This window comes from Dactylosporangium sp. NPDC005572 (assembly GCF_040605515.1).
Taxonomy (GTDB): domain Bacteria; phylum Actinomycetota; class Actinomycetes; order Mycobacteriales; family Micromonosporaceae; genus Dactylosporangium.
Map to the genome: position 1 here is coordinate 6,711 of NZ_JBEXCY010000219.1, position 12,683 is coordinate 19,393.

Below are 12,683 nucleotides of genomic sequence, written 5' to 3' on the forward strand. Positions count from 1 at the left end.
GACCGGGGCTCAGCTGGCGGTGAAGATGACGGCGCGGCCGGCGGTGGAGGCGTTGGCGTAGAAGCGGCGGACGTCCTCGAAGTTGGACCAGGTGTACTCGAAGTCGCCATCGTCGAGGGCGCCGCGGTAGTCGGGGTCGTCGATGGCATCGAACCGGGCGCGGAGCCAGGCCCCGTCGACCTCCCGCAGGGCGGCGGCCACGTCGCGGACCTCGGCGGCGGTGACGTACACGGCGCAGAGCTCGTCGTGCAGCTCGCGGCCGCCGAGGACGGCGTGCGAGAGCGGGTACTCGCCGGTGGCGCCGTCGAGGGTCCCGTCCGTCAGGCAGCGGTGGATCGCGTCCCACGCCTTGTCGGTGTCGACCATGAGCGCGTCGTCGTCCCACTCCTCCTCGATGTCCGCGAGCATCTCGCCCACAGCGTCCTCGTCCCCGTCGTCGACGGCCGCGAGCAACGACCGCTCCTGCTCCGCCGTGATCGCGAAGTGCACCCCAAGCATCCCGCGATCCTAAGCCCCCGAAGTGCCCGTGCCGGGCTCGTGAAGGCCCGCACCCGGGGCGTGGCCATGATCATGGGAAACATCCGGCCATGACGACCAGATGTTTCCCATGATCATGGCGCGGGCGCCTGGCCGGGACCGGCGCGGACAGGCCGAGTCGCCGAGCGGCCCGCGCACAAGGGAGCGTGGGGGCCTCAGCGTGCGGCGCCTCAGCGTGCGGGGCCGGGTGGGCTACTTCGGGACGGCGGACAGGAAACTGTTCGCGATGGTCGTCAGGGCCTCGGCGGTCGCGGACTCGACGTACAGGCAGTACGCGATGCTGCCGCTCACGGCCGCCACCATGCCCGGGGCGGCCAGTACCGGCGACGCGACCGAAGGCAACGCCGGGCCGTCCGGCAGCGCGCCCGAGACCGCGGGGTCGCGGATCAGCACCGGTTGCTTCCAGTGGCCGCGGGACAGCGCCGCCACGGCCGCCGCGTGGACCAGCGGGGAGCCCACGGCCGTCGACGATGCCGCAGCGCCCGTGAAGGCGTCGGCGCCCAGGTGCCACTCCAGGCCGTAGCCCAGCGTGGCCGGGGCCGCCCCCGCCGGCAGCGGCGCCGGCAGCTCGGCCTGGAACGCCAGGTTGTAGCCGGCCGCGTCCGGGCCGTTCGCCACGGCCAGGACGGCGCCGTCGGAGAGGCGGACCGCGACCAGGGCCGAGCGGGACGGCGTCGTCGCCAGGGCGGCCTCGGCCGCCTGCTGGGTGCGTACGTCCAGCGTCGTACGGAGGCGGCCGCCCGGTAACGGCGGGGCGGTGAACAGCGGCGCCGCGCCGGAGGACGCCGGGGCGGCCACCACCGCCAGGCCCTGGCCGCCGCGCAGCAGCGTGTCGTAGCGGCGCTGCAGGCCCGTCAGGCCCGTGATGTCGCCCGCCTGCAGCGTGCCGGCGCTCGCGTCGATCAGCTCCTTCGTCGCCGGGCCCGACGTGCCCAGCAGGGCGCGGGCGAAGGTGCGGGTCAGCGGGAGCGACAGGGTGCCGGTGCGGGTGGTCACGCCGCGCGTGTTGCGCAGGTCGGTCTCGATCTCGGCGTAGTCCGTCCGGCGCAGGGTTACCACGTCGACGAACGCGTCGGGCTTGGCGGCGCGCAGCCGCGCCGGGAGGGCGGACACGTCCACGTCCACGCGGACCGAGCGGAAGACCAGGTCCAGGTGCTGCACGACCGCGTCGACGTCCTCGACGAAGCGGGGCTCCAGGCCGACGTACACCACCGGGATCTCGCTCACGACCTCCGAGTCGTCGGCGGCCAGCACGACACCGCGCTTGGCCGGGGAGCGCTGGAGGGTCAGGTGCTGGTCCTCGTGCAGGTCGGGGTGGACGGTGCGGGCGTCGAAGTAGATCTGCCACGCCTTGTCGAGCTTGCGGGCGTGCACCGTCGTGTCGTAGGTCCAGGTGCGGCCGTCCGGCAGCGGCCAGGAGACGCCGACGCGCTGGGTGGCGTCGGCGCCGCGGACCGTCGCCTTGCCGTGCTTGGTCAGCGCCGGGCGGTGGGCCGCGAGCTCGCCCTCGACGTCGGTCAGGGTGCGCTTCGCCGCCGCCGCGTCCAGGGGCTGCCCCTGGGGTGTGTACAGCGGCTGGCCGGCGAAGTCGCCCTTCTGCCACGCCAGCAGGAAGCGATCGAGGCGGTCGTCAATGGACGGCTCGCCGCACGCGGCCAACGCACCGAAGAGCAACAGGACGAGCACAGCACGAACCAGACGCACGGACCGACGGTACCGTTCTCGCTCATGATGCTCTAGCCAGCATCCGATCGAGAGTCCCATCTTGCGGTGGGACGGTCCCGGTCTTGTCCGCTGACGCGGTGCCGGGTTGACGCTTCGCAGCCACCTGCCCGCGTACGCGGGTCTTCCGGTCGGCTCCACGTCCAGCCACCGGGCCACTCCCAGCGGTGTCGAACCCAGCCGCCAACGCGGCCAGATTCGCGGCGGCGTTGCGGTCACGGTCCATGACCAAGCCGCACGCCTCGCAGTGGTATTCACGCTCGAACAGGGCCAGCTTGGCTTTCGCCGTGCCACAGCCCGAGCAGGTTTTGCTAGACGGATACCAGCGGTCGGCCGCCAGCAGCCGGCCACCGTTCCATTCCGTCTTGTACGCCAACTGGCGGCGGATCTCCGCGAACCCGGCGTCGGCGACGTGCCGCGCGAGACTCCGGTTGCGTAGCATGCCGGTGACGTTGAGGTCTTCCACCACGATCGTGCCGTGCTCACGGGCCAGCCGGGTGGTGAGCTTGTGCAGGCCGTCGCGGCGCAGGTTCGCCACCCTCGCATGGGCGCGGCCGAGACGGGCCGATGCCCGCTGCCACCGGTTCGACGGGCGCCGACCGGTCCGCCGGTCCGGGCCGACCTTCCGTGCCATCGCCCGCCCCAACGTCCGCAGGCGGGCCTGCGCGGCTTGCAGGTGGCGGGGGTTGGCGACCAGTTCGCCGGTGGACAGCACCGCAAGGTGCTTGATGCCAACGTCGACTCCGACCACCGAGTCCGGCCGCGCTGGCTTGCGTTCGGCGCGGTCCACCTCGACGGTGAACGAGACATACCAACGCCTGCCGTCGCGCCGCACGGTAGCCGACATGATCCGGGCCGTGCCCGCCTCGATGCGGCGGGCGAGTTTGCGGGCGGACTCGTGGAGCTTCAGCCGGCCCAGCCTCGGCAGCACAACATGCCTGCGGTCGGGTTCGACGCGGATGGTGCCGGTGGTGAACCGCACCGACGGGGTGGTGCGGCGGCGGGACTTGAACCGAGGAAACCCGACCGGCCTGCCTTTCCGCTTGCCGGTCCGCGAGTCGTTCCAGTTCTTCAACGCGCGGGCCAGCGCGTCGAGGCCAGTGTTGTACGCCTCCTTGGAACATTCCGCCCACCACGGGGCGACCTCGGCTTTGGCTTCGTTCCATGCGCGGCGCAGTGCCGCCAGAGTCCACGACATCGACTCGGTGAGCTGATTGTCGGGGATGCCGTAGGTGCGTTCGGCGGCCCGCTGCTCCATGACGGCCTTGACCCGCGCGAGCGCCCAGTTATGGGCGACGCGGGCGGCGCCGGCGTGGGCGAGCGCGGCCCGTTCCTGGCGTGGGGTGAGGTCGAGGGCGTACCGGTACGCCTGGATCGTCTTCACGGCACGTCCGAGCCGATCGCCTCGACCGCGCGGCGGGCGCGGTTCGCGGCAGCGCGGCGGCCGTACAGGCGGGCGCACAGCGAGGTCAGGATTTCGGTGACGTCACGAACCAGGTCGTCATCGACTTCGGCCGGATCGACCACCAGCAGGCGGCGTCCTTGCGCGGCCAAGGCGGCTTCGACGTACTCGGCGCCGAAGCGGGCGAACCGGTCCCGGTGCTCGACCACGATCGTGGACACTTGCGGATCGCGGAGCAGGGCAAGGAACTTCTTGCGGCGCCCGTTGAGCGCCGATCCAACCTCGGTGACAACGCGGTCCACGGCCAGCCCTTGGCCGGTGGCCCAGGTGGTGACTCGCGCGACCTGCCGGTCCAGGTCTGCCCGCTGGTCGGCGGACGACACCCGGGCGTACACAGCGGTTGTCGCGGCGACGGGAGCGGCGGTCGCGGCGGGGTCGACCAGGATGAGCCGGCCGACCCTGCGTGCGGGGACTGGCAGTTTTCCTTCCCGGAACCAGCGGTAGGCGGTGACGTGGTGTACGCCTTCGCGCTCCGCCCACTCCTTCAAGTTCACTAGAGCATCATAACGCATCATCGATGCGCTAGCAGTCGACAACCCCGAGGGTCAGACAATGGTGGGACTGCGCCGCTCCAGCAGTACGACATCCCGCCACTGCCCGTCACGACGGGCGATCCGCTCGCGGGTGCCGACCACCCGGAACCCGACCCGCGCGTGCAGCGCCAGGCTCGCCGTGTTCTCCGGGAAGACCGCCGACTGGATCGTCCAGACGCCGGCCTGCTCGGTCGAGTCGATGAGCGCCCGCATGAGGCCGTGCGCGACGCCCCGGCCGCGGGCCGCCGGCGAGACGTACACCGAGTGCTCGACGACGCCCGCGTACACCGCCCGGGCCGACACCCGGGACACGGCCACCCACCCGGCGACCGCCCCGTCGACCAGCGCGACGAAGCGGTGCTCGGGCAGCCGGCCGGCGTCGAACGCCTCCCAGGTGGGGGCGGTGACCTCGAAGCTGGCCTGGCCGGTGTCCAGGCCCTGCTGATAGATGGCGAGGACGGCCGGCGCGTCCCCGGAGGACATCGGGCGGATCACGCCGACAGCCGCGAGACGAAGACGGACATCGGACGAATCATACCGACAGCCGCGAGACGAACGAGGACATCGAGCAGATCACGCCGACAGCCGCGACACGGAGCGCATCTTGTTCATCGCGTCGAGCGCCGCCACCTTGTACGACTCGGCGAGGGTCGGGTAGTTGAACACCGCGTCGACCAGGTAGTCGACGGTGCCGCCGCAGCCCATCACGGTCTGTCCGATGTGGACCAGCTCGGTGGCGCCGGTGCCGAAGACGTGCACCCCGAGGATCTTGCGGCTCTCGGGCGACACGATGATCTTCAGCATGCCGTAGGAGTCGCCGATGATCTGGCCGCGGGCGAGCTCACGGTACCGCGAGATCCCCACCTCGAACGGGATGTTGTTGTCCGTCAGGTCGTCCTCGGTCCGCCCGACGAAGCTGATCTCCGGGATCGTGTAGATGCCGATCGGCTGGAGCGCGTGCATGCCCCGCACCGGCTCGTCGCAGGCGTGGTGCGCCGCGAGCCGGCCCTGCTCCATCGACGTCGATGCGAGCGCGGGGAAGCCGATGATGTCGCCGACGGCGTAGATGTGCGGCACCTCGGTGCGGAAGTTCTCGTCGACCGAGATCCGGCCCCGGGCGTCGGCGGCCAGTCCCGCCTTGTCCAGGCCGAGCATGTCGGCCGCGCCCTGCCGGCCGGCGGAGTACATGACCGTGTCGGCGGCGATCCGCTTGCCGCTGGCCAGCACCGTCACGGCCGTGCGCCCGTGCCGCTCCACGGCCGCGACCGACTCGCGGAAGCGGAACGAGACGGAGAGATCCCGGAGGTGGTACTTCAGCGCCTCCACGATCTCGAGGTCACAGAAGTCGAGCATCCGCTCGCGCCGCTCCACGACGGTGACCTTGGTGCCGAGCGCGGCGAACATCGAGGCGTACTCGATGCCGATGACCCCCGCCCCGACGACCACCATCGAGCTGGGCACCTTGTCGAGGTTCAGGATGCCGTCGGAGTCGATGATCGTGACGTCGTCGAAGTCGACGCTGTCCGGCCGGGCCGGTCGGGTGCCGGCCGCCACGATGATCTTGTCGGCGGTGACGTGCGACTCGCGGCCCTGGTCGTCCTCGATCGCGACGGTGTGCGGGTCGGTGAACGTGCCGGTGCCCTGCAGCAGGCGCACCCGGTTGCGGGACAGCTGGCTGCGGATGACCTCGATCTCCCGCCCGATCACGTGCGTGGTGCGGGCGCCGAGGTCGCCGACGGTGATGTCCTCCTTGACGCGGTAGCTCTGCCCGTACATCTCCCGCTGGTTGAGGCCGGTCAGGTAGAGAACCGCCTCCCGCAGCGTCTTGCTCGGGATGGTGCCCGTGTTGATGCAGACACCGCCGATCATGTGGCGCCGCTCCACCACCGCGACCCGGCGGTCGAGCTTCGCTGCGGCGATCGCCGCCTTCTGCCCGCCCGGACCGGAGCCGAGCACGAGGACATCGAAGTCGTACATGTGGACAGTCTTCCTGCCGCGCCGATGCCCGTCCAGATCGCCACGGCTATGGTCATCGGCGTGAAACGACTTCTCAACGCGGTCGCCACCCGATTGGGGATGGGTCGTGCGAAAACGGCGCCCGCCCCCCAACGGCCCGTGCCCGGGCCGCCGCCCGGCCGGCCGCTGCCCAGGCACAGCCAGACGCCGCCGGACCGCAGCCGCACCCAGAAGCTGCTGGAGTACTCGCCGCAGCTCGACGGCGACGCCGACCCGGGCGAGATCGTGTGGACCTGGGTCAGGTACGAGGACGACCCCACCCAGGGCAAGGACCGCCCGGTGCTGGTCGTCGGCCGGGCCGGCCGGGACGTGCTCGGCCTCATGCTGTCGAGCCAGAGCGACCGCGACGGCCAGCGCAACTGGTTCGCCCTCGGCCCCGGCTCGTGGGACCGCGACCAGCGGCCGAGCTGGGTGCGGCTCGACCGGGTGCTGCACGTGGACGCCGACGGCATCCGCCGCGAGGGCGCCGTGCTCGACCGCGCCCGCTTCGACAAGATCGCCGCCGCCCTGCGCAAGGGCCACGGCTGGTCCTGAGCCGGAACGACCGCCCCGAACAGCCGGAATCCCCGGCCGCAATCCTCATTGGCCGCCGCACCGCCCGCAACCAAGCTGGGACGGGTGAGGCACAAGCGATGGTGGGCGGCCGGGGCGGCGCTCGCGGTCGTCGCCGCGGGCGCGGTGACCGCCGTGGCGCTCACCCGCGGTGACGACCCGGTCAAACCGGCAACGGTTGCCGTCGACGACCCGCCACCGCGCATCGACGCCGGTGGCACGGCGGTCGGACCGGAGGGCGGCACCGCCGCTTTCACCGGGGTGGAGGTGGTGGTACCGCCGGGAGCCGCCGCCGGGACCGTCACGATCGCGTCCGGCGCCGCCCTCGGCGAGACCCGCGACGAGCGCTTCGGCGTGCCGGTCGAGGTCCGCCACGACCAGCCCCTCGCGAAGCCGCTCACGGTCCGCTGGGACGTGGCCGGCCTGACCCCGCTGCAGCGGGCCACGCTCGTGCTCGGCCGGTGGCAGGACGAGACCTGGAAGCGGCTCGCCGTCACCACGACGCTCGACGGCGACCGGCTCAGCGCCGAGGTCGCCGAGTTCTCGATCGTCACCTGGATCGCCAACCGGGGCGACGACGTCAGCCAGTGGTGGGGCAAGGCGGCCGGCACGCGCGTCGACGCCCCGAAGTGCAGCGGGAAGCCGCTGCACGGGTGGGTGCGCCAGGTCGTCGACCCCGACGAGGACACCCCGGCCGCGGCCGTCCGGGTCTGCTTCGAGCCCGACCGCGACGAGATCGTCACCGCCCGGGTCGCGAACAACCGCGCGTTCGCCCAGCGGCTGACGATGACGGGCGCCGACGAAGAATGGGCGTGGACCTGGCCGGGGGAGGAGCGGCACGACCCGAGCGGGATCGTGTACGGCGTCGCGCACACGGTCTTCGACACCGGCACGTCGTTCCTGCTGCCGCCGCTGCACGAGACCGCGGTCGGGATCGGCCGGCCGGCCCAGCCCGGGCAGCCGACGATCACCGCCACCGCGAAGGTCGACCTGGTGTCCGTCGGTGTCGACATCGCCGCGTACCTGTTCGGCCACTTCTCCGTCGGCGGCCTGGAGAGCGAGGTCGCGAACGCGTTCGTGCAGGCGCTGTTCGAGTGCGGCGGCAAGCAGTGGCTCGGCAAGGAGTTCGCCAAGGACCTGCGGGCCGTCGCGGACACCGTCGGGGGGTGCGCCGGCCAGATCGTGGACCCGGACAGCGAGTTCGGCGCCCGGTTCGAGGCCCTGGAGCAGCAGCTCATCGCCAAGCACCCCGGCACGACCGCCAAGGCGCTCGCCCGGACCGACCGGATCGTCCACCAGGTCGCCAAGGGCTTCGCCGTGCTGAACCTCTTCGACGTCGCGTTCTACCTGTCCGACCAGCTCGCCGAGACGATGGTCGGCCCGCTCGGGCTGTCGGTGCGCGGCGACGGGAAGCCGCAGCAGCTCGGCGTGTGGAAGCCGACGTGCACCGACACCGAGGTCGACTCGAACCGGATCTACCGCAACCTGGCGCTGCAGGACACGTTCGCCGACAAGAGCAAAGAGCTGTGGCAGTTCGAGCAGTGGCAGCCCGCGGCCCGCCAGGCCGTCGTGCCGCTCGACGCCTGCCCCGACGCGTACCTGCTCAAGCTCGCCGAGTACCTGCCCGGCGACTGGGGCGACCCGAAGGCCGCGCGGGTGGTGGCCAACGAGATCCGGGTGCTCGGCGGCGCCGCGCCGCTGCCGACCGAATGCCTCACCGCCGCCCAGGCGAAGGCGCAGGCCAAGCGGCTGCTGGTCGAGGCGGGGATCACGCCCTCCCCGCAGTACACCGGCATCAACAACAGGAAGAAGGTCACCTGCGACGGCGAGTGGGCCCTCGTCGACAGCCTCGCCGTCTACCCCTACGCCGACGCGGTGAGCAGCGACTACTATTCGCTGTCCGGGCCGGTGCTGGTGCGGTTCACGGACGGCAGGTGGGTCGGCGTGTCGGCGAACATGTCGCCGTTCGACTGCGGCGCCGACGGCTGCGAGGACGAGGGACCCACGAACAAGGCCGAGTGTGCCAAGGCGCCGAAGGCGTTCCGGGCCCGGCTCGGCTGCTGACGCTAGAGCACCACCGGGGCGCGGCCGTTCGGGACGCGCCCCGGGTCGAGCACCCAGTGGGCGCTGATCTCCGCGCGGTACAGCCGGAACGCCCCGCCCTCGTGGAGCTCCGCGAAGCCGATCTCCTGGCCGCCCTTGCGGACCGCCTCGGCGTTGTAGCGCGACGCCGCGGGGTCGATCGCGGCGCCGGTCAGCTCCTCGGCCCGGCCCTCCAGGTAGACCGCGCGGGCGTCGCCGACACCGACCCGCGAGTCGAAGACGACCAGGCTGACCTCCGAGCGGACCGCGATGTTGCGCGAGTGGCGGGCCTGCGGGTCGGAGATCCAGAGGAGCTCCCCGTAGCCGTCCAGCGTGTAGAACACCGGCGACACCCACGGCGTGCCGTGCTCGTCGGCGGTGCCCAGCACCACGTACCGGTTGTCGTCCAGGATCGTGCGGGCCATAGTCACGTCGGGCTGCATATACAGGATCGTGCCACCGTTCCGCTCCGGGCGTGCGGTGGGCGAGACTCCTGGCGTGGAGTTCGCGTTCGCCGGCCTGCGCGCCGGCCACGGGCCGGGCACCTGGGGGCAGCGCGCGATCTGGGACGTCGTGCGCGGGCTGGGCACCGACGCCGCGCGGTACAACGTGACCGGCGGCCGCGAGCTGGTCGAACCCCTGCCGGCGGCCCGCGTCGCCGACCTGGTCCGGGCGCTGCTGGCCCGGCACGACTCGCTGCACACGCTGCTCGACGCCGACGGCGACACGGTCCGCCAGCGGGTGGTGCCCGCCGGGGCGGTGCCGGTCGTGGTGCGCTCCGGCATCGAGGCCGGCGAGGTCCTGCCGGCCACGTACGCCCTCTTCCACGAGCTCCAGGCCACCCCGTTCGACCCCCTGACCGAGCTGCCGCTGCGCGTCGGCCTGGTCATCGCCGACGGCCTGGTGCGGTACGTCGTCTTCTCCATGCCCCACACCGCCTCGGACGGCTGGGGCCTGCGCAACCTCCTCGCCGACTGGTCGGCGCTCGCGTCCGGTGCCGAGCCTTCAGGTGTACTGCGGCAGCCGCTGGAGGAGGCCGCCTTCCAGCACTCCGACCGGGGCCGCCGCCGCGACGCCGCCGCCCGCCGCTCCTGGCTCGACAAGCTCGCCCGCGGGCCACACCGCCCGTTCCCGGTCCGCGGCACCGCCGAGCCGGTGTTCCCGAACGCCGTGCTCAACTCGCCGGCGCTGGCCCTGGCGCTGGACCGCCTGGCCGCCGACGCCCACGCGGTGCTCCTGGCCGCGACGGCCGCCGCCGCGGCCCGGCTGACCGGCGCCACGGACACGGTGTTCCAGGTGGTGGTGAACAACCGCTTCCTGCCCGGCCTGGCGGGCGGCGTGACGACGGTGGCCCAGGAGGGCCTGCTCCACCTGCCGGGCACCGACGAACCGTTCCCGGCGCTGGTCCGCCGGGCCTTCGGCGCCGCGCTGTCGGCCCACCGCCACGCGTACTACGACAAGGTGGCACTCCGCCGCGACATCGCGGGCGCGGACGCCTGCGACCACTCCTGCTTCGTGAACGACACGCGCGGCCTGATGCCGGCCCTGGGATACGCGAAGCCGACCCCGGCAGCGCTGGCGGAGGCGCTGTCCCGGACCACGCTGTCGTGGCCGGTCGACCACGAGCCCAGGCTGGGCACGACGTTCGCGCTGGACGCCCAGGACGCGCCCGGCTCGCTGGAACTGGCGATGACCGCGGACAGCGCCCTGATCCCCCGCGCGGACATGGCGCGGCTCCTGTACGGCATCGAGTCCCTGGTCGTCGACCACGCCCTGGCGTCGGCCCAGCCGCCCGCCTGACCGCGCCGAGAGTGCCGCTTCCGACGCGAGCCGTTCGATCCGAGCCGTTCCCGACGCCGACCGCTCCAGGGCCGCTCCAGGGCCGCGCGAGCATTGATCCCGGGTCGCGGGCGCATGGCCACCTAGGCAAGGCTTACCTATGCTGGTGCGCGGCGCGGGTGGGAACGGCGGCGGAGCGAGGGGAACGGCATGGGGCGCAGCGGGGAGCTCGGGGAACTGCTCGGCGGGTGGCGGGGAGCGGTCGAGACGGCCGTGCCCATCGTCGCGTTCACCGGCGGGTGGCTGGCCGGCGGGCAGTCGATCGCGCTCGGGGCCGGGCTCGCCGTCGTCGCGGCCGCCGTCGTCGCCTTCTGGCGGGTCAGGCAGGGCAAGCGGCCCGTCGGGACGGTCGTCAGCCTGCTCGTCGTCATCCTCGGCGCGATCGTCGCGCTGCGGACCGGGCGGGCCGAGGACTTCTTCCTCGTGCGGCTGCTCACCAACGCCGCGTCGGCGCTCGCGTGGGCCGGGAGCATCCTCGTGCGGTGGCCCTTCCTCGGGCTGGTCGTAGGCACCCTGCTGGGGCAGAAGGGGCGGTGGCGCCGCGACCCCGACCTGCTGCGGGCCTATCAGCGGGCCAGCTGGATCTGGGTCCTGCAGTACCTCGTCCGGCTCGCCGTCTTCGTCCCGCTCTGGTGGGCGGGGAAGACGTTGTGGCTGGCCACGGCGCAGGCCGTGCTCACCTGGCCGCTGGTGGCGGCGTGCGTGGCCGGCAGCTGGTGGGTGCTGCGGCGCGCGCTGCCCGACGGCCACCCGGGCATCCGCCACCCGCAGGAGGCGCTCGCACGCTCCTGAACGGCTCAGGGACAGCTCAGTCGGTCTTGAGCGCCACCAGCGCCTCGTCCACGGTGCCGGTGAGCGTCAGGACGCGGTCCAGGGCGGTCAGGTCGAAGATGCGCCGGATCCGGGCATGCGGGCAGACCACCGCGAACCCGCCCGACTCGCGCAACCGCTTGTGCACCGACACCAGGACGCGTAATGCTGTTGAGTCAATGAAGTCCACCGCCGACAGATCCAGCACGAGCCGTGTCGCGCCCTCGTCCAGCGACCGATGGAGCAGGGTGTGCAGGGCCGGTGAGGTGGCGACGTCGAGCGCGCCGGTCGGCGTGACCACGAGGGAGCCGTCGACGGTGTCGGTCGCGATGGCGTCGGTCATGTCGGGAGTCCCCTCCGGTCGGCCCCTCCCCGAAGGGGCGGATCGCTGCCGCGCCACGTTACAACGGTCCGGAAGGCCCGACGCCGGTGCCTGACGCCGAGCTCGCCGAGTCCTTGCGGGCGGCCGTCGACGGCGACGACGCCGGGTTCGCCGTGCTGTGGCGCGCACTGCAGCCGGCCGTCCTACGGTACCTGCACGCGGTGTGCGGCGACGCCGCGGAGGACGTCGCCTCGGAGACCTGGTTGCAGGTCGCGCGGGATCTGCCGCGGTTCACCGGCGACCCGACCGCGTTCCGGGTGTGGCTGTTCCGCATCGCCCGGCACCGCGGCATCGACGACGGCCGCCGGGTGTGGCGGCGCCGCGAGGAGTCCCGCGACAGCGTCGAGACGGCCGGCATCCTGGCCGTGCCCGACGTCGCCGGGGAGGTGCTCGAGCACGCCGGCACCGAGTGGGCGCTGCGGCTGATCGGCGAGCTGCCGCGCAACCAGGCGGAGGCGGTGCTGCTGCGGGTCGTGGCCGGCCTCGACGTCGCCGGCACCGCCGAGGTCCTCGGCAAGCGGCCCGGCGCGGTGCGCGTGGCCGCGATGCGCGGGCTGCGCCGGCTGGCCACGCACCCTCAGGTGCAGTCCCGCCGGCCGCAGCCGGCCGTCCCGGAGGTCGCCGAGGCGACCGGCGACCTGCGGCTGAAGGGCGCGTGACGATGGACTGGCGGCGGGCGCGGCACCGGATCGGCTCGCGACTGAACACGCGGGTCTCGACGTCCTTGCCCATGGGATGCCACCTCCAC

13 protein-coding genes are annotated in these 12,683 nt (G+C 72.8%); 5 read left to right on the forward strand and 8 right to left on the reverse strand.

Annotation, left to right across the window (positions count from 1 at the left end; translation table 11 throughout):
- Nucleotides 1-9: 9 nt before the first annotated feature.
- The 6 genes from ABZS66_RS51465 to sthA form a co-directional block, all read right to left on the reverse strand.
- Nucleotides 10-498 (reverse strand): YfbM family protein, encoded by a 489-nt coding sequence (locus tag ABZS66_RS51465; protein ID WP_354770502.1) that lies wholly within the window; start codon nucleotides 496-498, stop codon nucleotides 10-12.
- Nucleotides 499-729: 231 nt separating this feature from the next.
- Nucleotides 730-2,241, reverse strand: coding sequence for an NTF2-like N-terminal transpeptidase domain-containing protein (locus ABZS66_RS51470; RefSeq protein WP_354770504.1), 1,512 nt, complete (start codon nucleotides 2,239-2,241; stop codon nucleotides 730-732).
- Nucleotides 2,242-2,263: 22 nt separating this feature from the next.
- Complete coding sequence (tnpB, locus tag ABZS66_RS51475) at nucleotides 2,264-3,643, reverse strand: IS607 family element RNA-guided endonuclease TnpB (protein WP_354770506.1); 1,380 nt, start codon at nucleotides 3,641-3,643, stop codon at nucleotides 2,264-2,266.
- A complete protein-coding gene (locus tag ABZS66_RS51480) occupies nucleotides 3,640-4,215 on the reverse strand; it encodes an IS607 family transposase (protein ID WP_354770508.1) in 576 nt (191 codons plus the stop codon). The genes tnpB and ABZS66_RS51480 overlap by 4 nt, the downstream gene beginning before the upstream one ends.
- A gap of 51 nt (nucleotides 4,216-4,266) precedes the next feature.
- Complete coding sequence (locus tag ABZS66_RS51485; RefSeq protein WP_354770510.1) at nucleotides 4,267-4,737, reverse strand: N-acetyltransferase family protein; 471 nt, start codon at nucleotides 4,735-4,737, stop codon at nucleotides 4,267-4,269.
- 90 nt (nucleotides 4,738-4,827) lie between these two features.
- Nucleotides 4,828-6,231, reverse strand: a complete 1,404-nt coding sequence (sthA, locus tag ABZS66_RS51490) for a Si-specific NAD(P)(+) transhydrogenase (protein ID WP_354770512.1) — start codon at nucleotides 6,229-6,231, stop codon at nucleotides 4,828-4,830.
- A 60-nt stretch (nucleotides 6,232-6,291) separates the two neighbouring features.
- Here sthA and ABZS66_RS51495 point away from each other — a divergent pair, with 60 nt between their 5' ends.
- The gene (locus ABZS66_RS51495) at nucleotides 6,292-6,804 is read left to right on the forward strand and encodes a type II toxin-antitoxin system PemK/MazF family toxin (RefSeq protein ID WP_354770514.1); all 513 of its coding nucleotides are present in this window, start codon (nucleotides 6,292-6,294) and stop codon (nucleotides 6,802-6,804) included.
- Between the two features lie 84 nt (nucleotides 6,805-6,888).
- The gene (locus tag ABZS66_RS51500; RefSeq protein WP_354770516.1) at nucleotides 6,889-8,886 is read left to right on the forward strand and encodes a hypothetical protein; all 1,998 of its coding nucleotides are present in this window, start codon (nucleotides 6,889-6,891) and stop codon (nucleotides 8,884-8,886) included.
- 2 nt (nucleotides 8,887-8,888) lie between these two features.
- On the opposite strand, the gene ABZS66_RS51505 is transcribed toward ABZS66_RS51500, so the two are convergent.
- Complete coding sequence (locus tag ABZS66_RS51505) at nucleotides 8,889-9,347, reverse strand: pyridoxamine 5'-phosphate oxidase family protein (protein WP_354770518.1); 459 nt, start codon at nucleotides 9,345-9,347, stop codon at nucleotides 8,889-8,891.
- Nucleotides 9,348-9,402: 55 nt separating this feature from the next.
- Between ABZS66_RS51505 and ABZS66_RS51510 the strand changes: the two genes are divergently transcribed.
- Together ABZS66_RS51510 and ABZS66_RS51515 are read left to right on the forward strand one after the other, a co-directional pair.
- Nucleotides 9,403-10,704 carry a condensation domain-containing protein gene (locus ABZS66_RS51510; RefSeq protein WP_354770520.1) on the forward strand — a complete coding sequence of 434 codons (1,302 nt, stop codon included), beginning with the start codon at nucleotides 9,403-9,405 and terminating at the stop codon, nucleotides 10,702-10,704.
- Between the two features lie 189 nt (nucleotides 10,705-10,893).
- Nucleotides 10,894-11,535 carry a DUF3159 domain-containing protein gene (locus ABZS66_RS51515; RefSeq protein WP_354770522.1) on the forward strand — a complete coding sequence of 214 codons (642 nt, stop codon included), beginning with the start codon at nucleotides 10,894-10,896 and terminating at the stop codon, nucleotides 11,533-11,535.
- Nucleotides 11,536-11,551: 16 nt separating this feature from the next.
- Here ABZS66_RS51515 and ABZS66_RS51520 read toward each other — a convergent pair whose 3' ends face one another.
- Nucleotides 11,552-11,896, reverse strand: a complete 345-nt coding sequence (locus ABZS66_RS51520) for an STAS domain-containing protein (protein ID WP_354770524.1) — start codon at nucleotides 11,894-11,896, stop codon at nucleotides 11,552-11,554.
- A gap of 86 nt (nucleotides 11,897-11,982) precedes the next feature.
- On the opposite strand from ABZS66_RS51520, the gene ABZS66_RS51525 reads away from it, so the two are divergent.
- On the forward strand, nucleotides 11,983-12,594 hold the full coding sequence (locus tag ABZS66_RS51525; RefSeq protein ID WP_354770526.1) for an RNA polymerase sigma factor: 612 nt from the start codon (nucleotides 11,983-11,985) through the stop codon (nucleotides 12,592-12,594).
- Nucleotides 12,595-12,683: the final 89 nt, after the last annotated feature.